The 19258-nt window shown below is 66.7% G+C and carries 18 protein-coding genes; all 18 read right to left on the bottom strand.

Features of this window, described 5'->3' with window-relative positions:
- Positions 1–24 precede the first annotated feature (24 nt).
- On the bottom strand, positions 25–849 hold the full coding sequence (locus tag AC1DFC_RS12195; protein ID WP_007837147.1) for a DUF429 domain-containing protein: 825 nt from the start codon (positions 847–849) through the stop codon (positions 25–27).
- 4 nt (positions 850–853) lie between these two features.
- The gene (locus tag AC1DFC_RS12190; RefSeq protein ID WP_007837145.1) at positions 854–1735 is read right to left on the bottom strand and encodes a DMT family transporter; all 882 of its coding nucleotides are present in this window, start codon (positions 1733–1735) and stop codon (positions 854–856) included.
- Positions 1736–1771: 36 nt separating this feature from the next.
- On the bottom strand, positions 1772–2194 hold the full coding sequence (locus tag AC1DFC_RS12185; RefSeq protein WP_007837143.1) for a BLUF domain-containing protein: 423 nt from the start codon (positions 2192–2194) through the stop codon (positions 1772–1774).
- 3 nt (positions 2195–2197) lie between these two features.
- Entirely contained in the window at positions 2198–2929 is a 732-nt protein-coding gene (folE, locus tag AC1DFC_RS12180) for a GTP cyclohydrolase I (RefSeq protein WP_007837141.1), read from the bottom strand.
- A gap of 73 nt (positions 2930–3002) precedes the next feature.
- Positions 3003–3770 carry an endonuclease/exonuclease/phosphatase family protein gene (locus AC1DFC_RS12175; RefSeq protein ID WP_007837139.1) on the bottom strand — a complete coding sequence of 256 codons (768 nt, stop codon included), beginning with the start codon at positions 3768–3770 and terminating at the stop codon, positions 3003–3005.
- Positions 3767–4243: a dihydroneopterin triphosphate diphosphatase gene (nudB, locus tag AC1DFC_RS12170; RefSeq protein ID WP_007837137.1), complete on the bottom strand. Its 477-nt coding sequence runs from the start codon at positions 4241–4243 to the stop codon at positions 3767–3769. Before nudB ends, AC1DFC_RS12175 begins: the two co-directional genes overlap by 4 nt.
- A gap of 7 nt (positions 4244–4250) precedes the next feature.
- On the bottom strand, positions 4251–6056 hold the full coding sequence (gene aspS, locus AC1DFC_RS12165) for an aspartate--tRNA ligase (RefSeq protein ID WP_007837135.1): 1806 nt from the start codon (positions 6054–6056) through the stop codon (positions 4251–4253).
- Between the two features lie 37 nt (positions 6057–6093).
- On the bottom strand, positions 6094–6726 hold the full coding sequence (locus AC1DFC_RS12160) for a DUF502 domain-containing protein (RefSeq protein WP_007837133.1): 633 nt from the start codon (positions 6724–6726) through the stop codon (positions 6094–6096).
- A 17-nt stretch (positions 6727–6743) separates the two neighbouring features.
- Entirely contained in the window at positions 6744–7079 is a 336-nt protein-coding gene (locus AC1DFC_RS12155) for an FmdB family zinc ribbon protein (protein WP_007837132.1), read from the bottom strand.
- Positions 7080–7149: 70 nt separating this feature from the next.
- A complete protein-coding gene (locus AC1DFC_RS12150; RefSeq protein ID WP_413314794.1) occupies positions 7150–8598 on the bottom strand; it encodes a high affinity choline transporter 1 in 1449 nt (482 codons plus the stop codon).
- A 13-nt stretch (positions 8599–8611) separates the two neighbouring features.
- Positions 8612–10177, bottom strand: coding sequence for a ubiquinone biosynthesis regulatory protein kinase UbiB (ubiB, locus tag AC1DFC_RS12145; RefSeq protein WP_413314793.1), 1566 nt, complete (start codon positions 10175–10177; stop codon positions 8612–8614).
- Entirely contained in the window at positions 10174–10731 is a 558-nt protein-coding gene (locus tag AC1DFC_RS12140; protein ID WP_007837122.1) for a ubiquinone biosynthesis accessory factor UbiJ, read from the bottom strand. Before AC1DFC_RS12140 ends, ubiB begins: the two co-directional genes overlap by 4 nt.
- A 162-nt stretch (positions 10732–10893) precedes the next feature.
- Positions 10894–11925, bottom strand: a complete 1032-nt coding sequence (locus AC1DFC_RS12135; protein WP_007837121.1) for a Tim44 domain-containing protein — start codon at positions 11923–11925, stop codon at positions 10894–10896.
- 31 nt (positions 11926–11956) lie between these two features.
- A complete protein-coding gene (gene ubiE / locus AC1DFC_RS12130) occupies positions 11957–12688 on the bottom strand; it encodes a bifunctional demethylmenaquinone methyltransferase/2-methoxy-6-polyprenyl-1,4-benzoquinol methylase UbiE (RefSeq protein WP_007837120.1) in 732 nt (243 codons plus the stop codon).
- Positions 12689–12822: 134 nt separating this feature from the next.
- The gene (locus AC1DFC_RS12125; RefSeq protein WP_007837118.1) at positions 12823–13236 is read right to left on the bottom strand and encodes a gamma-butyrobetaine hydroxylase family protein; all 414 of its coding nucleotides are present in this window, start codon (positions 13234–13236) and stop codon (positions 12823–12825) included.
- Positions 13236–13673: an HIT family protein gene (locus AC1DFC_RS12120; protein WP_007837117.1), complete on the bottom strand. Its 438-nt coding sequence runs from the start codon at positions 13671–13673 to the stop codon at positions 13236–13238. The genes AC1DFC_RS12125 and AC1DFC_RS12120 overlap by 1 nt, the downstream gene beginning before the upstream one ends.
- Positions 13670–17548, bottom strand: coding sequence for a DUF3683 domain-containing protein (locus AC1DFC_RS12115; RefSeq protein ID WP_478179306.1), 3879 nt, complete (start codon positions 17546–17548; stop codon positions 13670–13672). Before AC1DFC_RS12115 ends, AC1DFC_RS12120 begins: the two co-directional genes overlap by 4 nt.
- Before the next feature lie 270 nt (positions 17549–17818).
- Positions 17819–19051: a phosphoglycerate dehydrogenase gene (gene serA, locus AC1DFC_RS12110; RefSeq protein ID WP_056593990.1), complete on the bottom strand. Its 1233-nt coding sequence runs from the start codon at positions 19049–19051 to the stop codon at positions 17819–17821.
- Positions 19052–19258: the final 207 nt, after the last annotated feature.

The following is a 19258-nucleotide window of genomic DNA, read 5'->3' as shown; positions in this document are numbered from 1 at the left end:
CGAAGCGGTGTAGGACAACGAGGCTCAGGCGGTGACGATCCATCCTTCAAGCGGATCGAAATTTCGCGGCAGGCCATGGCCGGGCCCGGGGCTTTGCGCGCGCTGCAGGGCCCAGGCCGCCTGCACGAGGCACAGCACCGCGTCGATGTCGTCGCCGCGGGCATCGGCCAGCAGTTCGGCGCGCTGCGGCGCGGTGACGCCAAGCCGCAGGCCAAGGCGCGTGGTGCCCGCTTCGAGCGCGACGAGCAGGTCGGTGCGTGCGGCGAGCCGTTCGGGCGTCTGCTTCGGCAGCTCGTCGCTCTTGTAGCTGCGGCGCCCGATCAACTCCCGCGCCAGCAGGCCGGGATAGGCCTCCAGCGCAATGCGGTCCGCGCCAGGGCCGGCGTGCAGGCCGGGAATGCGTGCACCGGCGGCCAGCAGGCGCGGGACACCTGCGTGGAGCATGTAGGCCACCGGCGGATTGACCCACTTCATCGACGGGCTGGAACCTGCGGGCCCATCGGTCGCACGGTGCGCGAACTTGCCGCCGAGGGGTCGCGCCGCACAGAATGCGGCGAAGGTCTCGCGGATTTCGGCGCGGCTCAGGCTGGCGTAATGGGCCATCAACGGCGCCCATTGCACCGGCCATCCCAGATGCTCTACGAGTTCGCGCGGCAGGCTGAATGGAAAATCGAAACCGCCGGTCCAGGCGGGCGTGGCGCACAGCCATTCGCCCCATGCTTCGAGCGTCGAGAAGCGCTGCAGGCCGGTCAGCACGACGCGATTGCCATCGGCGAGTTCACCGGCAGCCACCACGATCGGCTTGCGTGCCGTCGGCGCGCTGGAAAAATCGCAGCCGAACAGCACCATGGCCTCAGCCCATCGCGAGCGCGACGACGCCGGCGGCGATGAACAGCGCGCCCAGCAGCCGCAAGAGCCGGTCGCCTTCGCGCAGCAGGTGGCCGCCGACCAGCGCGGCGAACAGCATCGACACCTCGCGCGCCGGCGCGACGTGCGAGATCGGCGCCTGCTGCACCGCGTACAGCACCAGCACATAAGACACGGGGCTGATTGCCGCCACCAGCAGCGCGTACTTCCATTGCGCGCGCCACATGCGCGCTGTGGTCGCGCGGTCCTGCAGTGCGGCGGGCAGCAGCAGCACGAGCCGCACGAAGTTGCTCATGTAGTCGAGCAGGATCGGCGACATCGCCAGGAACTTGACCGCATAGCTGTCGGCCACCGTGTAGGCCGCGATGAAGGCGCCGGTCAGCACGCCGTAGCGGATGCCTTTGTGCACACGCTCGCGCTGCGCCGGGTCATGCTTGCCGTGCCACAGGCGCGGGCCACCCGCCACGAGGAACACGCCCAGCGCCACGCCGAAGATGCCGGCCACGCCGACAAGGCTGATCGTCTCGCCGAGGAACAGGATCGCGACCAGCGACGACAGCAGCGGGCCCGAACCGCGCGCCAGCGGATAGACCACCGTAAGGTCGGACTTGCGGTAGCCCCGCAGCAGGATCACATAGTAGAAGACGTGCAGCACGCCGCTCAACGCGACGAAGCCCCATTCGCGCAAGCCCCAGGCCGGCACCACGCGCCAGCCGAGCACGATGCCCACCGGCGCCCACACGACGGCCATGAATACGCCGCTCTGGAAGGCGAAGCGCGCATCGCCGTTCGCCTTCTTGGCGGCGATGTTCCAGCTGGCATGAATGACCCCGGCGAGCAGGATCAGGGCGAATGCGGAGAGCGGCACCTCGATCTATGCGAGGCAGAGCGCGGGGGCCACGTTCTAGTGTCGGCCGACGATGGCCGCGGTGGCCATCAGTTCCTCGAGCAGCGCCAGCGAAACCTTGCCCGAGACCGCATACGGGTTGAGCTCGGGTTTCTCGGAATACTTCAGCAGCGTCGAGGCATTGAGCTTCGACAGGTTGACCTGCCCCATCGTCCAGCCGCCGAAGCGGCGTTCGGAAATCTCCTCGTAGTGCAGCAGCACCACGTCCTTGTGGCGCCCGTCCCGCTGGATGTGGCCGTACAGCTCGCTGATGGCCATGCGGCCACCTTCGATGGCCTGCAGGAAGGTGCCCGCGCCATAGCAGAGGATGCCGGTGATGCCGCAGGTCGTGTTGTGCGAGCGCGATTGCGCAAGGATCGCCTCGATGGCCTCGGGGCTGGTGTCGACGGCGCGGCTGGCGTAGAGAAGTCGGACCAGCATGGCTCAGCCCTTTCGGGGAAGGAGGGAAAGGAATTCGCGGCGCAGGCTCGGATCTTTCAGGAACACGCCGCGCATCACGGAGTTGATCATCTTGCTGTCCATTTCCTTCACGCCGCGCCAGGCCATGCAGAAATGCTCGGCCTCCATGACGAGGGCAAGGCCGTCGGGCTGCGTCTTTTCCTGGATCAGGTCGGCCAGCTGCACCACGGCTTCTTCCTGGATCTGCGGACGGCCCATGACCCACTCGGCCAGGCGCGCGTACTTCGACAGGCCGATCACGTTGGTGTGCTCGTTGGGCATCACGCCGATCCACAGCTTGCCGATGATCGGGCAGAAGTGGTGCGAGCAGGCGCTGCGCACGGTGATCGGGCCGACGATCATCAGCTCGTTCAGGTGCTCGGCGTTGGGAAACTCGGTGAGCGAGGGCGGCGCCACGTAGCGGCCCTTGAACACCTCATTGAGGTACATCTTGGCGACGCGGCGCGCGGTGTTGTCGGTGTTGTGGTCGTTCTCGACGTCGATGACCAGGCTTTCGAGCACGCCCTTCATCTTGACCTCGACCTCGTCGAGCAAGGTCTCCAGCTCGCCGGGCTCGATGAACTCGGCGATGTTGTCGTTGGCGTTGAAGCGCTTGCGCGCTGCGGTGATGCGCTCGCGGATCTTCACGGAGACGGGCGTGCCCTCGTCATCGTCGTTTCGATCGGGGCGCGGGTCGACGTCGGTTTTCCTCAGCATGGCGGGGATCGTACCAGTGAATGGCTCCAGAGATTCGGGCCCACAACGCCCGTCCCTTCTTGGAGCAATGCTATCAATTGAGGAGCGTGAAATCAGCCACCAGCGGCAGGTGGTCGGACATGCGTGCCCAGATCGGCCCGCGCGGCACCGTGCAGGCCTGCGGCTCCAGCCTGCGCCCGTAGACGAAGTCGAGTTGCGCCACCGGCAGGCGCGAGGGGTAAGTGAGCGTGCGCGCACCACGCAGGTCGCTGGTGTCGCGCAGTCCCATGGCGTTCATGGCGTAGCGCATGCGGGCACCCCAATCGTTGAAGTCTCCCGCGACCACCACGGCCTCGTCGGGCGGCACTTCGCGGTCGATGAACTCGCGCAGGCGTGCGACCTGCCGCACCCGGCTGCCCCTGATGAGCCCCAGGTGCACCACGATGGCGTGCACCCTGCGGCCCTCGACGTCGATCACCACGTGCAGCAGCCCGCGTTGCTCGAATCGGTGGTCGGAGATGTCCTGGTGGCTGGTGCGCAGCACCGGCCAGCGCGTGAGCAGCGCATTGCCGTGCTCGCCGTGGCGCGTAACGGCATTGGTCTCATAGACCGCGGTGTAGCCCTCGGGCGCGAGGAAGTCGGCCTGCGGCAGTTCGGGCCAGTGCGCGAAGCGTGTGGCGGCCTGCCGATTCATCTTGCGCACCTCCTGCAGGCAGACGATGTCGGCGTCGAGCTGCTCGATCGCGTGGCCCAGGTTGTGGATCTCGAGCCGCCGCGCGGGCCCGATGCCCTGCACACCCTTGTGGATGTTGTAGGTCGCGACCCGGAGGTTCTGCGCTGCTGTTGCTGCCGGCTGGTTCATCGCGCAAATTCTGGCAGCAACAGGATGGCTTCGGCGTTCGACGGGGAAAAGCACGCGTCCGCCGCTTCGCGGTACGGCAGCCACTTCCAGCCGGTGTGTTCGCGCGGATCGAGCGTGGGCGTCAGGCGATCGGGTACGCAGAGGCCGAACAGGTGCTCGGTGTTGTGCGTTACGCCGGGCGCGTAGCGGGCGCGCCACCGTGGATAAATTTCGTAGACATTGCGCAGCTGCCAGTCGGCCAGCTGCGGGGCGAGCGCGGTGCCCTCGCCGCATGAGATGCCGGTTTCCTCGGCCACCTCTCGCGCCGCGGTGAGTGCGAGCGGCTCGTCGATCGCATCCTTGCTGCCGGTGACCGACTGCCAGAAATCGGTCTCGGCATCCGCACGCCGGATCAGCAGCACATCGAGCGCCGGCGTGTGGATCACGACCAGCACCGACTCCGGGATCTTCCAGGGCCGGGGGCTGGTCGTCATGGCCGTGTCAGGCTGCCTGGGGCGTGTTGCGCAGCTTGATGTGCAGCTCGCGCAACTGCTTCTCATCGACCGGGCTCGGCGCCTGCGTCAGCAGGTCTTGCGCGCGCTGGGTCTTGGGGAAGGCGATCACGTCGCGGATCGACTCGGCGCCGGTCATGAGCATGACCAGGCGGTCCAGGCCGATGGCGATGCCACCGTGCGGCGGCGCGCCATACTGCAGCGCGTCGAGCAGGAAGCCGAACTTGAGCTGCGCGTCCTCGGCGCTGATCTTCAACGCGCGGAACACCTTGCTCTGCACTTCCTCGCGATGGATACGCACCGAGCCACCGCCCATCTCGATGCCGTTGAGCACCATGTCGTAGGCCTTGGCGATGCACTTCTCGGGTGCGGTGTCCATGAGGTCTTCATGGCCGTCCTTCGGCGCGGTGAACGGATGGTGCACGGCGCTCCAGCGCTGGCCTTCCTCGTCGAACTCGAACATCGGGAAGTCGACCACCCACAGCGGCGCCCAGCGGTCGTCGAACAGGCCCGCCTTCTTGCCGAAGGCGCTGTGGCCGATCTTCACGCGCAGCGCGCCGATGGCGTCGTTGACGACCTTTTCCTTGTCGGCACCGAAGAACAGGATGTCGCCGTTGCGCGCGCCCGTGCGGGCGATGATCTCGGCCAGCGAACTGTCGTCGAGGTTCTTCACGATCGGGCTCTGCAGGCCTTCGCGGCCAGCAGCCGCGTCGTTGACCTTGATGTAGGCCAGGCCCTTGGCACCGTAGATCTTGACGAACTCCTGGTACGCATCGATTTCCCCGCGCGACAGGCCGCCTTCGGCACCGCCGCCAGGCACGCGCAGCGCGACCACGCGGCCGCCCTTCATGGTGGCGGCATTCGAGAACACCTTGAATTCCACGCGCTTCATCAGTTCGGTGAGCTCGGTGAACTCGAGCTTCACGCGCAGGTCGGGCTTGTCCGAACCGTACTTGAACATCGCGTCGCCGTACGTCATGGTCGGGAATACCGGCAGGTCGATGCCCGCGGCATTGCGGAACACGTTGCGGATCATGCCTTCGAACATCTCGCGGATTTCTTCTTCGGCGAGGAATGAGGTCTCGATGTCGATCTGCGTGAATTCGGGCTGGCGGTCGGCGCGCAGGTCTTCGTCGCGGAAGCACTTCACGATCTGGTAGTAGCGGTCATAGCCGGCCACCATCAAGAGCTGCTTGAACAGCTGGGGCGACTGCGGCAACGCGAAGAAGCTGCCGTCGTGCACGCGGCTGGGCACGAGGTAGTCGCGCGCGCCTTCGGGCGTGGACTTGCCGAGCATCGGCGTCTCGATGTCGATGAAGCCGTTGGCATCGAGGAACTTGCGCGTTTCCATCGTCACCTTGTAGCGCAGCATCATGTTGCGCTGCATGGCCGGACGGCGCAGGTCGAGCACGCGGTGCGTGAGGCGGGTGGTTTCCGACAGGTTGTCGTCGTCCAGCAGGAAGGGGGGCGTGACCGAGGGGTTCAGCACCTTGAGCTCATGGCACAGCACTTCGATCTTGCCGCTCTTGAGCTGGTCGTTGGTCGTGCCTTCGGGGCGTGCGCGCACGAGGCCTGTGATCTGCACGCAGAACTCGTTGCGCAGGTTCTCGGCGACGGCGAAGGTCGAGGCGCGGTCGGGGTCGCACACCACCTGCACATAGCCTTCGCGGTCGCGCACGTCGATGAAGATCACGCCGCCGTGGTCGCGGCGGCGGTTGACCCAGCCGCACAGGGTGACGGTCTGGCCCAGCAGGGCTTCGGTCACGAGACCGCAATAGTGAGTACGCATGGCCATAGGAATCCATTCCGGCGCCTTGTGGGCGCGTTCGTTTTTATGAGTTGGAAGACTTCACCGCCACCGTGGCGGGGCCGCCTGGAACGACCACCCCCATCGAGACGATGTACTTGAGCGCTTCGTCCACGCTCATCTTCAGTTCGATGCAGTCGCTGCGCTTGAGCATCACGAAGTAGCCGCCCGTCGGGTTGGGCGTGGTCGGCACGTAGACGCTGAGGAATTCCCCCTCGCCAAGGTGCTCGGCGACTTCGTTGCCGGGCGCGCCGGTCACGAAGGCGATGGTCCACACGCCCTCGCGCGGCCACTGCACCAGCACCGCCGTGCGGAAGGCATTGCCATTCTCGGAGAACAGCGTATCCGACACCTGCTTGACGCTGGAGTAGATCGAGCGCACCACCGGAATGCGGCGCACCACGGCGTCGCCCCACCCGAGCAGGCGCTTGCCGACGAAGTTGCTGGCCGTGGCGCCCACCACCAGCAGGATGGCCAGCGTGAGCAGCACGCCCAGGCCCCGCACCTTGTGGTCGCTGAGCCAGGTCTGCCACTGCGCGGGCAGCAGCCACAGCGTCTGGTCGAGCGTGCCGATGATCCAGTTCAGCACGCCGAGCGTGATGACCAGCGGCACGATGACCAGCAGGCCGGACAGCAACCATTTGCGCAGGGCGAGCATGGCGGTCGGGATCGAGATCAGTCGCCGCTGGCCGCGGCCGGCGCGGGGGCCGGTGCGGCGGGCGCCGGAGCGGGGCTCGGCGCGGCGACGGTTGTGGAAGAGGAAGACTCGGCGGACTTGCCGCCGTCGCTGGACGCGGGCGCCGTGGACGGTTCGGACTTCTTGCCGCCGCCCTCACGGAAATCGGTCACGTACCAGCCCGAGCCCTTGAGCTGGAAGCCGGCGGCCGTGACCTGTTTTTCGAACGCACTCGCGCCGCACGCCGGACACACCGTGAGGGGCGCGTCGGACATCTTCTGCAAAGCGTCTTTGGCAAAGCCGCAGGCACTGCACTTGTAGGCGTAGATGGGCATGGGAAATGAGGTCAAAAAAGCGGCGCAGCTGCCGCTCGCAAAGCCCTCGATTATAGGGCTGCCCCCTGCTTCAGGCCGGTTCCGTCGTCAAAGGCCGGTGCGGCGTGTGAGTGTTCGCCAACCATTGCGGCAGCAGCGATCCGGCCACCATGCCCGCGAACGAGCACAGCACGCCTGCCAGCTGGGCCGGAAACGCACTGCCCCAGGGCATCCACAGGAACAGCAGCCATATGCCGATGCCCAGGACGATCGAGGCGATGGCGCCCTGGGTGGTGGCGCGGCGCCAGTACAGGCCGCACACCAGTGGCACGAAGGCGCCGACCAGCGGCACCTGGTAGGCGCCCGACACCAGTTCGTAGATTGGCGTGCCCTGCATGCGGATGGCGTAGGCAAGCACCGCGGCGCTGAACAGCAGGACCGTGATGCGCATCGTCATGAGGTTCTGGCGGTCGGTGCCGGCGGGGCGGAACTGGCGCCAGATGTTCTCGGTGAAGGTGACGCTGGGCGCCAGCAGCGTGGCCGAGGCGGTCGACTTGATGGCCGACAGCAGCGCACCGAAGAACAGCACCTGCATCACGAACGGCATCTTCTGCAGCACCAACGTGGGCAGCACCTTCTGCGGATCTTCCTTCAGCAGGGTGGCGGTCTGCTCCGGCATGATCAGCAGCGCGCTGGCCACCAGGAACATCGGCACGAAGGCGAACAGGATGTACGCCAGGCCGCCGATCACCGGCCCGCGCTGCGCCGCCTTGGCACTGTTGGCGGACATCACGCGCTGGAAAACGTCCTGCTGCGGGATGGAGCCCAGCATCATGGTGATGGCGGCCGCGAGGAAGAAGACCATGTCGTGCCAGTTGGGTTCGGGCCAGAACTTGAAGAGGTCCTTGCTGACCGCGAAGGCCACCACCTTGTCGGCGCCGCCGGCCATGTTGCCCGCGAACATCGCGATCACGGCAAGGCCGGCCACCAGGATGATCATCTGGATGAAGTCGGTGACGGCCACCGACCACATGCCGCCGAACAGCGTGTACGCCAGGATCGAGACCACGCCGATCACCATGCCCACGGGAATGCTGATGACGCCGCCCGACAGCAGGTTGAACACCAGCCCCAGCGCCGTGACCTGCGCCGACACCCAGCCCAGGTAGCTCAGCATGATGATGAGCGAGCAGGCCACCTCGACGCCGCGGCCGTAGCGCTCGCGGTAGTAGTCGCTGATGGTCAACAGCGTCATGCGGTAGAGCTTGCCCGCGAAGAACAGGCCCACCAGGATCAGGCAGGTGCCCGCGCCGAACGGGTCCTCGATCACGCCGTTGAGCCCGCCCTCGATGAACTTGGCCGGAATGCCGAGCACCGTTTCGGAGCCGAACCAGGTCGCGAAGGTGGTCGTGACGATCATGTAGAGCGGCAGGTGCCGCCCGGCGATGGCGAAGTCAGTGGTGTTCTTCACCCGCTTGGCGGCATAAAGACCGATCGCGATGGTGACCAGCAGATAGACGATGACCAGCGTCAGCAACACGGCAGAAACTCCTCTAGAACAGACGCACGCGCACCAGCAATTGCATGGCGAGCAACCCCAATACAAAACCTATGCCACCGTAGACGATCGTCTGCAGCAAACGGTTGGTGCGTTTCTGCTCGGCCAGCAGTTCGAGCAGCTCGCGGCGGTTGTCGACCGGCCGATTTTCGAGGAAATCGTGCAGCAGGCGCGGCAATTGGGGCAGCAGCTTGGCGTACCGCGGCGCCTCGGCCTTGAGCTGCTGGAACAGCTTTTTGGGGCCGATCTGGTCGACCATCCATTTCTCGAGAAAGGGCTTGGCCGTGGCCCAGAGGTCGAGCTCGGGATCGATGTTGCGGCCCAGGCCCTCGATGTTGAGCAGCGTCTTCTGCAGCAGCACCAGCTGCGGCTGGATCTCGACGTGGAAGCGGCGCGAGGTCTGGAACAGGCGCATCAGCACCATGCCCAGCGAGATTTCCTTCAGCGGCCGGTCGAAGTACGGCTCGCAGACGGTGCGGATCGCCGCCTCCAGCTCGTCGATGCGGGTGCCCACCGGCACCCAGCCGCTCTCGAGGTGCAGCTCGGCCACGCGCTTGTAGTCGCGCCGGAAGAAGGCCACGAAGTTCTGCGCCAGGTATTCCTTGTCCGACTCGGTCAGCGTGCCGATGATCCCGAAGTCCAGCGAGATGTAGCGCCCGAAGGTCTCGGGCGCCAGGCTCACCTGGATGTTGCCGGGATGCATGTCGGCATGGAAGAAGCCGTCGCGGAACACCTGCGTGAAGAAGATGGTGACGCCGTCGCGCGCCAGCTTGGGAATGTCGACGCCGGCCGCGCGCAGGCGGTCCATCTGCGCAATGGGCACGCCCTTCATGCGCTCCATCACGATGACTTCCGGATGGCAGAAGTCCCAGAACATCTCGGGGATCAGCACCAGGTCGAGTTCGGCCATGTTGCGGCGCAGCTGGGCGGCGTTGGCCGCCTCGCGCACCAGGTCGAGCTCGTCGTGCAGGTACTTGTCGAACTCGCCGACCACCTCGCGCGGCTTCAGGCGCTTGCCGTCGGCCGAGAGGTTCTCGATCCAGCCGGCCATCATGGCCATCAGCGCCAGGTCTTTCTCGATCACGCCGCGCATATTGGGACGCAGCACCTTCACCGCCACTTCACGCAACTCGCCCTGGTTGGTGCGGATGGTCGCGAAGTGCACCTGCGCGATCGACGCGCTGGCGATGGGCGTTTCATCGAACTGCACGAACACGTCGCCCACCGGCCGGCGGAACGCGCGCTCGATGGTGGCGATGGCCACCGCCGACGGGAACGGCGGCACGCGGTCCTGCAGGAAGGCCAGTTCGTCGGCGATGTCGGGCGGCAGCAGGTCGCGCCGGGTCGACAGCACCTGGCCGAACTTCACGAAGATGGGGCCGAGCCGCTCGAGCGCCTCGCGCAGGCGCTGGCCGCGCGGCGCGTCGAGGTTGCGCCCGAACGAGACGACGCGCGCCACCACGCGCAGCCAGGGCTTCTGGAAGCTCGTGAGCACGAGCTCGTCGAGGCCGTAGCGCAGTGCGACCCAGACGATGAACAGGCCGCGGTAGAAGCGCCTCATTCGGCCGCGCTCGCCGAGCCGCCAGCCTTGGCCGAGCGATCGCCGACGAACTGGCGCAGCGCGCCCACGACGCGCCGCACGCCGTTGCCGAGCGTGTGAGCGGGCACGTCGCCGATCAGGCGGGCCAGGTCGTCCTCGACGTCCCAGCGCACGTGATCGACCAGCCAGTTGACCTCGGCCGCCAGCTGCACGTCGCCGATGATCTGCACGGCCGGCTTGTCGCCCCGCAGCGTGGCGCGGGCGATGTCGAAGGGGGATTCGTCGATGACGGTGAGCGTCAGTTCAGGCACCGAGCCCTCAGGTGCCAGGTCGAGCAGGCCGGCCGGCGTGGCCACCAGTTCCATCGTCACGAAGCGCCACTGGAAACGCACCACCCGCCCCTGCTGGCGCAGCAGCCGCTGCTGGGCCTCGGGCTCCTGCTGCAGCACGTGGTTCAGGAACAGGACCGCGCGATGCTGGATCTCGTGGACCGCCCAGTCCGGGGGCTGCAGACGCTCGCCGATGCGATTGAAAAGGTCGCCGAGAAAAGAAAATGGGGACGATGGTGTGGCCATGTCCCCATTATCCCGTCACTGTAGCGCCCCGCGACCCATGGACCACATGCCCTTTTCCAGAAACACCGCGGAACCGGCTTTGCCGGGCTGCTGGTGTTGCCCCCGGCAGGGGGCAGGAGAAGCGACACGAAGTGCGCGAAGCCTTGGGGGGCGAGCCTTTATTTACTGCAGTGCCTGCACCCCAGCCACGAGCCAGCCGCTGTTGCCGCTGGTCGGCTTCGTCATGTTCCACACTTCGCGGAACGGACCCGGGCCGGCCGAGGCGTCTTCGCGGATCATGCCGGAGAACTCCACGCTGGCCATGTAGGCGTCGGGCAGTTCCTCGATGCCGAGCAGCTTGGCGTCGAGCATCACGACTTCGGTCTTGTTCGAGGCGCCGCCCGTGTGGCTGGCGCGGTCGGCCAGCTGGGTACGGATCTCGTCGACCATGCCGTCGGTCATCATCGAACGCAGCATCGAGACGTCGGCGCGGTCCCAGGCATCCTGCAGTGTCACGAAGTTGCGCTTCGCGGCGCCGAGGAAGCCGTCGACGTCGAAGCCCGCGGGGATGCCCCAGGACTGCGAACCGCCGAGCGCCGAGCCGATCATGCTGCCACCGGCCGCGGCACCCGCTGCCGAGAGGCTGCTGCCGTGCGGCGCGTCGTTCGACGGGGTGGCGTCGAAGGCGGCGGCATTGCGCTCCCATGGACGTGCCGATGCGTCGTTGCCCACGTTGGCCGGGCTGTATTGCGCCGGCGCGCTGGCATTGCTCGGGCTGGCGCCCGCACCCTGGAAGGCGAAGCCGCCCTGGCCGTTGCCGGCAGGCTGCGAGCGCGACTTGATCATGCGCCACACCACCACCGCGGCAAGCACGAGCAGGCCGATCAGCAGGATGTTGCCGAAGCCGGCGCCGAGGCCGAGCGAATGCGCGAGCCATGCGAGGCCCAGGCCGGCGGCCAGGCCGCCGAGCATGGCGCCCCACGGACGCTTCGGCGCGGCCGCCGCGGGTGCGGGCGTTGCGGGCTTCGCCGCCGCCGCATTGGTCGCGTTCTGCTGCGTGGGTGCGCCCGGCGCTGCGGGAGGCGTGGCCTGGCGCTGCGTCACGTTGGACGACTGGCGTCCGAACGACTTGCCGCCGCCCATGCGCGCAGCCTCGGCCTGGACACTGACCAGCACCAATGCAGCTGCCAAAAACAAAGAACCCAAACTCTTCATGTCGTCTCCTCTGAGCGAAAGATTCGCGTCATCAACACTTGATTCCAACATGGAGGGCGGCGATTCCCCCAGTCATGTTGTGATAGTCCACATGTCCGAAACCGCCCTCTTTCATGAGGGTCTTGAGCTCCTCTTGCGAGGGATGCATCCGGATCGATTCGGCGAGGTAGCGATAGCTCGCGTCGTCGCCGGCCACCAGCTTGCCCAGGCGTGGCAGCACGTTGAAGGAGTACCAGTCGTAGGCCTTGGCGAGCGGCTTCGCGACCTTCGAGAACTCGAGCACGAGCAGCTTGCCGCGAGGCTTGAGCACGCGGTTCATTTCCTTGAGCGCGATGTCCTTGTGCGTCATGTTGCGCAGGCCGAAGGCCACCGTCACCACGTCGAAGTGGTCGTCGGGAAAGGGCAGCTTCTCGGCGTCGCAGACCATGGTGGGCAGCGACACGCCGGCGTCGAGCAGACGGTCGCGGCCGGTGCGCAGCATGGCTTCGTTGATGTCGGTGTGGACCACCTGGCCGGTGGCGCCGACCTTCTTCGCGAAGGCGAGCGCGAGGTCGCCGGTGCCGCCCGCGATGTCGAGCACGCGCGAGCCCTCGCCCACGTTCGCGACCATCACGGTGTATGCCTTCCAGGCGCGGTGCAGGCCGGCCGACATCAGGTCGTTCATGACGTCGTAGCGCGAGGCGACCGAATCGAAGACGCCGCGCACGCGGCGTGCCTTCTCGCTTTCGTCGACCGTTTCGAAGCCGAAGTGTGTGGTACTCATGCAACCGATGTTAGGCCGGAAGCCCTCACATCGAGCCGACGACCCCGCGCGTACGGCGGACATTTGTTGCTTTTTCCGCCCGTCCTTCCTGGACGCAGGGCTATCTTTTCGAGAGCACCGCGCAGATTCGCGGCTCAGTGGCTGCCGCAGGCGTGGCCGCCCTTGTCGAGCATCGGCGTGTCGCGCTCGACGCCCGCTTCGGCCAGCCGGCGCTCGTAGGCAGCCCACAACTCGGCCTGCTTCGCGCCCAGTTCGTAGAGCAGGTCCCACGAGTAGATGCCGGTGCTGTGGCCGTCGCTGAAGGTCGGCTGCACGGCGTAGTTGCCGACCGCTTGGAGGTCGACGAGTTCGACGTCGCGCTTGCCCGTCTGCAGGATTTCCTGGCCCGGGCCGTGGCCCTGCACTTCGGCCGACGGCGAGTAGATGCGCATCAGCTCGAAGGGAATGCGGAAGGTCGTGCCATCCGAGAAGCCCACTTCGAGCACGCGCGACTGGCCATGCACGGTGATCGACTGCGGCGTCGGTGCGCCCTGTTTCAAGCCTGCCATCAGAAGCTCCTTGTACCCAGGCGTTCGATCATCGCAGCCTCGACGGCCGGCAGGCGCGCGGCGACATGCGCCTCGTGCGCGGTATTCCGTGCGCGCTGCACGGGTGCCCATACCGAGCCCGGGAAATGGCTGTCGTCGGCGAAACGCGCAATCACGTGCCAATGCAGGTGCGGCACCATGTTGCCGAGCGCGGCGATGTTCACCTTGGCGGGATGCAGGTGCTCGCGCAGGCACTGCTCCACCGCCACCACCGCGTCCATGCACAGCGCGCGGCCGGCGGCGTCGAGATCCGAGAACTCCGGCGCATGCGCGCGCCAGATCACGCGATAGAAGGCCGGGAAACCTGCCTCTTCCGCGTGGACGACGCGCAGCTTCGCACCCTCGAACACGACGCGTCCGCCAGGGCCTTCGCAGAGCGGGCAGCCTTGCGCCGTCATACCAGCACCCGCTCGATCCCGCCCTGGTTGGCCGCGGCCACGTATTCGGGCATCCAGTCCTTGCCGAGGAGCTTGTTGGCCATCTCGACCACGATGTAGTCGGCCTCGAGCAGTCCGTTGTTCAGGTCGTTGCCGTAGCGCGAGAGGCCTTGCAGGCAGCTCGGGCAGCTGGTGAGGATCTTCACGTTGTCCTTCGCGCCGACCTTGCCGCTGTCGCGCAGCGCGGCCTCGCCCTTTTTCAGCTCTTCTTCCTTGCGGAAGCGGATCTGCGTCGAGATGTCGGGCCGCGACACGCCCAGCGTGCCCGACTCGCCGCAGCAGCGGTCGTTCTTGAGCACGTTGTCGCCGACCAGCGCCTTCACGGTCTTCATCGGGTCCTGCTGCTTCATCGGCGAATGGCACGGGTCGTGATAAAGATAGCCGCCACCGCCGGCATCGGCCAGCGTGATGCCCTTCTCCAGCAGGTACTCGTGGATGTCGATGATGCGGCAGCCCGGGAAGATCTTGTCGAACTGGTAGCCCTGCAGCTGGTCGTAGCAGGTGCCGCAGCTCACCACCACCGTCTTGATGTCGAGGTAGTTGAGCGTGTTGGCCACGCGGTGGAAAAGCACGCGGTTGTCCGTGATCATCTTCTCCGCCTTGTCGTACTGGCCGCTGCCGCGCTGCGGATAGCCGCAGCACAGGTAGCCCGGCGGCAGCACCGTCTGCACGCCCGCGTGCCACAGCATCGCCTGCGTGGCAAGGCCGACCTGCGAGAACAGGCGCTCCGACCCACACCCCGGAAAGTAGAAAACCGCCTCGGTTTCCGACGTGGTCGCCTTCGGGTTGCGGATGATCGGCACGTAGTCCGCATCCTCGATGTCGAGCAGCGCGCGCGCCGTCTTCTTCGGCAGGTTGCCCGGCATCTTCTTGTTGATGAAGTGGATCACCTGCTCCTTGACCGGTGCCGGGCCGAGCGTGGCCGGCGGCGCCGAGGTCTGCTTCTTCGCGAGGCCGCGCAGCAGGTCGTTGGCCAGGCGCTGCGCCTTGAAGCCCACGCCCACCATGCCCGCGCGCACCGCCTTGATGGTCTGCGGATTGGTCGCGTTGAGGAAGAACATCGCGGCCGCGTTGCCTGGGCGGAAGCTCTTCTGCCCCATCTTGCGCAGCAGGTTGCGCATGTTCATCGACACGTCGCCGAAATCGATCTTCACCGGGCACGGCGTGAGGCACTTGTGGCACACGGTGCAGTGGTCGGCCACGTCCTCGAACTCCTCCCAGTGCTTGATGCTGATGCCGCGCCGGGTCTGCTCTTCGTAGAGGAAGGCCTCCACCAGCAGCGAGGTCGCGAGGATCTTGTTGCGCGGGCTGTAGAGCAGGTTGGCGCGCGGCACGTGCGTGGCGCACACCGGCTTGCACTTGCCGCAGCGCAGGCAGTCCTTCACGCTGTCGGCAATGGCGCCGATGTCGCTCTGCTGCATGATCAACGACTCGTGCCCCATGAGGCCGAAGCTCGGCGTGTAGGCGTTGGTCAGGTCGGCGTGCAGCGTCTGAGCCTGGCCTGCCGGCGCACGCAGCAGCTTGCCCTTGTTGAAGCGGCCTTCGGGGTCGACTTTGGCCTTGTATTCGGTGAACGGACGCAGCTCCTCGTCGCTCAGGAATTCGAGCTTGGTGATGCCGATGCCGTGCTCGCCCGAGATCACGCCGTCGAGGCTGCGTGCCAGAGCCATGATGCGCACCACCGCGGCATGCGCGGTCTGCAGCATGTCGTAGTTGTCGCTGTTGACGGGGATGTTGGTGTGCACGTTGCCGTCGCCCGCGTGCATGTGCAGCGCGACCCACACGCGGCCCTTGAGCACCTGCTTGTGGATGGCCGCGCATTCGGCAACGATGGGGGCGAACTCCACGCCGCTGAAGATTTCCTGCAGCGGCTGGCGCAGCTGGGTCTTCCAGCTGGCGCGCAGGGTGTGGTCCTGCAGCTGCGGGAACAGCGTGTCGACGTCGCGCAGCCATTCGGCCCAGAGCGCGCGCACGCCCTGCACCAGCGCGACGGCCTGCGCCACGCGGTCTTCGAGCAGCTCGGCCGCCGGGATTTCATGCGCGTCGTCGGTCTTGCCCAGCGGCAGGTTGCCGCGCAGCAGGAAGGCTTCGAGCGCGTCGGTGAGCGCGAGCTTGTTCTGCAGCGACAGCTCGATGTTGATGCGCTCGATGCCGTCGCTGTACTCGGCCATGCGCGGCAGCGGGATCACCACGTCCTCGTTGATTTTGAAGGCGTTGGTGTGCTTGCTGATGGCGGCCGTGCGCTTGCGGTCGAGCCAGAACTTCTTGCGCGCCTCGGGGCTGATGGCGACGAAGCCTTCGCCGCTGCGCGAGTTGGCGATGCGCACCACTTCCGAGGTGACGCGGGCCACGTCATCGGCGTCGTCGCCGGCGATGTCGCCGAACAGCACCATCTTCGGCAGGCCGCCGTGCTTCTTCGACTTGGTGGCGTAGCCCACGGCCTTCAGGTAGCGGTCGTCCAGGTGTTCGAGGCCGGCCAGCAGCACGCCCGAGCGCTTCTGCTCGGCGAACATGAAGTCCTTGATCTCGACGATGCTGGGCACGGCGTCCTTGGCATTGCCAAAGAACTCCAGGCACACGGTGCGCGTGTGCGCGGGCATCTTGTGCACCACCCAGCGGCAACTGGTGATGAGACCATCGCAGCCCTCCTTCTGGATGCCCGGCAGGCCCGAGAGGAACTTGTCGGTCACGTCCTTGCCGAGGCCTTCCTTGCGGAAGGTGCGGCCCGGAATGTCGAGGCGCTCGGTGCGCAGCTTCGTCTTGCCGTCGGCCGCGTAGTACTGCAGCTCGAACACGGCGCTCTCGGCGTCATGGATCTTGCCGAGGTTGTGGCCGATGCGAGTGACTTCGAGCCATTCGGCCTGCGGCGTCACCATGCGCCACGAGGCGAGGTTGTCGAGCGCGGTGCCCCAGAGAACGGCTTTTTTGCCGCCGGCGTTCATGGCAACGTTGCCACCGACGCACGAGGCCTCGGCCGAGGTCGGATCGACGGCGAACACGAAGCCCGCGCGCTCGGCCGCATCGGCCACCCGCTGGGTGACCACACCGGCTTCGGTCCAGATGGTGGGCACCTGGGCTTCGAGGCCGGGCAGCGAGACGTGTTCGACCTCGGTCATCGCCTCGAGTTTCTCGGTGTTGATGACCACGCTCTTCCATGTCAGCGGGATGGCGCCGCCGGTGTAGCCGGTGCCGCCTCCGCGCGGGATGATGGTCAGGCCCAGCTCGATGCAGCCCTTCACCAGCAGCGCCATCTCGGCCTCGGTGTCGGGGCACAGCACCACGAACGGGTACTCCACGCGCCAGTCGGTGGCGTCGGTCACGTGCGAGACGCGCGACAGGCCGTCGAACTTGATGTTGTCCTTGGCCGTGAGCCTGCGCAGCGCGCGCGTGGCCTTGCGGCGCAGGGCGGCGACCTCGCGGAACTTGGTGTCGAACGCGGCCACCGCCTCGCCCACGAGGCCGGTGAGTTCGCCCACGAGCTGGTCGCGCGGCAGGTCGCTGTCGGGGGTGCGGCGCTTCTGCACCTCGGCCAGGCGGTGCCGCAGGGCATCGACCAGCTGGCCGCGGCGGCGCGGGTTGTCGAGCAGGTCGTCGACGAGGTAAGGGTTGCGCTGGACGACCCAGATGTCGCCGAGCACTTCGTAGAGCATGCGCGCCGATCGGCCGGTGCGGCGCTCGGCGCGCAGGGTCTGGAGCAGTTCCCAGCCGCGCTCGCCCAGCAGGCGAATCACGATCTCTCGGTCGGAGAAGCTGGTGTAGTTGTACGGGATCTCGCGCAGTCGTACGGGCTCTGCGGCCTGTGACAACAGCGTATTCAACGCAGTCGGAGCATTCATCGGGTGGGGCCCTTGGCCAGGCGCTGCGCGCCCATGTAGCCGGGGGGATGATTTTAGGGCAGGGCTTGGGGTCTTGCCTTGGGGTCCTGGCGTTGTCCTTGTGCCAGGGGCGTCGCGCGGGCTGGGCCGTACCGCATACCGGACGCCTGTCGTGGCTTTGATGCCGCTGCCCTCACCCCAACCCTCCCCTGGAGGGAGAGGGAGCAAAACCGGGAGCGGGCTCCAAGGAAAGGGGCACAGCACCCAGCGCCGTACCCGGGGAAACCCAAATCAGAACAGCACGCGGCTGCGGATCGTCCCGCTCACCTTCGCCAGCTTCTCCAGCGCCAGGTCGGAAGAAGCCGCGTCGATGTCCATCACCACGTAGCCGATCTTCTCGTTCGTCTGCAGGAACTGCGAGGAGATGTTGATGTTGTTGTCCGAGAAGATCTTGTTGATCTCGGACAGCACGCCCGGCACGTTGCGGTGGACGTGCAGCAGGCGGTGCTTGCCCGGGTGCGCCGGCAGCGCCACCTCCGGAAAGTTGACCGAAGAAGTCGAGGTGCCGTTGTCGCTGTACTTGACCAGCTTCTCGGCCACTTCCAGCCCGATGTTGGCCTGGGCCTCCATCGTCGATCCGCCGATGTGCGGCGTCAGGATCACGTTGTCCAGGCCCCGCAGCGGCGACAGGAACTCGTCCTTGTTGGTGCGCGGCTCCACCGGAAACACGTCGATGGCGGCGCCCAGCAGTTTCTTGCTCTTCAGGGCCTCGGCCAGCGGCTCGATCTCGACCACCGTGCCGCGCGAGGCGTTCAGCAGGATGGCGCCCGGCTTCATCGCGGCGATCTCGGCCGCGCCGATCATCCACTGCGTGGCCTGGGTCTCGGGCACGTGCAGCGTCACGATGTCGCTCTGCGCCAGCAGCTGGTGCAGCTCGCGCACCTGGCGCGCATTGCCCAGCGGCAGCTTGGTGACCACGTCGAAGAAGGCCACATGCATGCCCAGCGCCTCGGCCAGCACCGACAGCTGCGCGCCGATCGAGCCGTAGCCCACGATGCCCAGCGTCTTGCCGCGGATCTCGAACGCGTTGTCGGCCGACTTGAGCCAGCCGCCGCGGTGCGCCACCGCGCTCTTTTCGGGCACTCCGCGCAGCAGCAGGATGGCTTCGGCCAGCACCAGCTCGGCCACCGAGCGGGTATTGGAGTAAGGGGCATTGAAAACGGCCACGCCGTGCTCGCGCGCCGCCTCGAGGTCGACCTGGTTGGTGCCGATGCAGAAGCACCCGGCGGCCACCAGCTTGTGGGCGGCTGCGAACACCTCGGCCGTCAGCTGGGTGCGCGAACGGATGCCCAGGAAGTGGACATCGGCGATCTTGGCCTTGAGTTCGGCGTCGGGCAGTGCGCCCGGCAGCGACTCGATGTTGGTGTAGCCGGCGGCGCGCAGCACCTCCACGGCCGAGGGGTGGATGCCTTCGAGCAAGAGGAACTTGATCCTGCTTTTGTCGAGGGAGGTTTTGCTGCTCATGGCGGTCTCGCGGAAGCCCCGGCCATGGCGACAAGCTAGGCCAGAAAAAGGGAGGGCGATGCTAGCATGGTGCAGCGCAGCATGCAGGGTTGTCGCCCGCGCCGGGCATGAGGCCAAAGGGGTTTCCCTGATTGGAAGAAAGCGGCGCTCCGTGCGCCAATGTGACGCGGCTGTGTCATGCACATGCCCTAGCATCCGCGCTTTCCA

The sequence above is a fragment of the Variovorax sp. 10L421 genome (genome assembly GCF_056395365.1).
This window is presented reverse-complemented; position numbering and strand designations above follow the sequence as displayed.

What these genes read in the sequence shown, in the direction of transcription:
- AC1DFC_RS12195 (WP_007837147.1), bottom strand. Translation starts at nt 849, where the DNA reads ATGGTGCTGTTCGGCTGCGATTTTTCCAGCGCGCCGACGGCACGCAAG.
- AC1DFC_RS12185 (WP_007837143.1), bottom strand. Translation starts at nt 2,194, where the DNA reads ATGCTGGTCCGACTTCTCTACGCCAGCCGCGCCGTCGACACCAGCCCC.
- folE (WP_007837141.1), bottom strand. Translation starts at nt 2,929, where the DNA reads ATGCTGAGGAAAACCGACGTCGACCCGCGCCCCGATCGAAACGACGAT.
- AC1DFC_RS12175 (WP_007837139.1), bottom strand. Translation starts at nt 3,770, where the DNA reads ATGAACCAGCCGGCAGCAACAGCAGCGCAGAACCTCCGGGTCGCGACC.
- nudB (WP_007837137.1), bottom strand. Translation starts at nt 4,243, where the DNA reads ATGACGACCAGCCCCCGGCCCTGGAAGATCCCGGAGTCGGTGCTGGTC.
- aspS (WP_007837135.1), bottom strand. Translation starts at nt 6,056, where the DNA reads ATGGCCATGCGTACTCACTATTGCGGTCTCGTGACCGAAGCCCTGCTG.
- AC1DFC_RS12160 (WP_007837133.1), bottom strand. Translation starts at nt 6,726, where the DNA reads ATGCTCGCCCTGCGCAAATGGTTGCTGTCCGGCCTGCTGGTCATCGTG.
- AC1DFC_RS12155 (WP_007837132.1), bottom strand. Translation starts at nt 7,079, where the DNA reads ATGCCCATCTACGCCTACAAGTGCAGTGCCTGCGGCTTTGCCAAAGAC.
- ubiB (WP_413314793.1), bottom strand. Translation starts at nt 10,177, where the DNA reads ATGAGGCGCTTCTACCGCGGCCTGTTCATCGTCTGGGTCGCACTGCGC.
- AC1DFC_RS12140 (WP_007837122.1), bottom strand. Translation starts at nt 10,731, where the DNA reads ATGGCCACACCATCGTCCCCATTTTCTTTTCTCGGCGACCTTTTCAAT.
- AC1DFC_RS12135 (WP_007837121.1), bottom strand. Translation starts at nt 11,925, where the DNA reads ATGAAGAGTTTGGGTTCTTTGTTTTTGGCAGCTGCATTGGTGCTGGTC.
- ubiE (WP_007837120.1), bottom strand. Translation starts at nt 12,688, where the DNA reads ATGAGTACCACACACTTCGGCTTCGAAACGGTCGACGAAAGCGAGAAG.
- AC1DFC_RS12125 (WP_007837118.1), bottom strand. Translation starts at nt 13,236, where the DNA reads ATGGCAGGCTTGAAACAGGGCGCACCGACGCCGCAGTCGATCACCGTG.
- AC1DFC_RS12120 (WP_007837117.1), bottom strand. Translation starts at nt 13,673, where the DNA reads ATGACGGCGCAAGGCTGCCCGCTCTGCGAAGGCCCTGGCGGACGCGTC.
- AC1DFC_RS12115 (WP_478179306.1), bottom strand. Translation starts at nt 17,548, where the DNA reads ATGAATGCTCCGACTGCGTTGAATACGCTGTTGTCACAGGCCGCAGAG.
- serA (WP_056593990.1), bottom strand. Translation starts at nt 19,051, where the DNA reads ATGAGCAGCAAAACCTCCCTCGACAAAAGCAGGATCAAGTTCCTCTTG.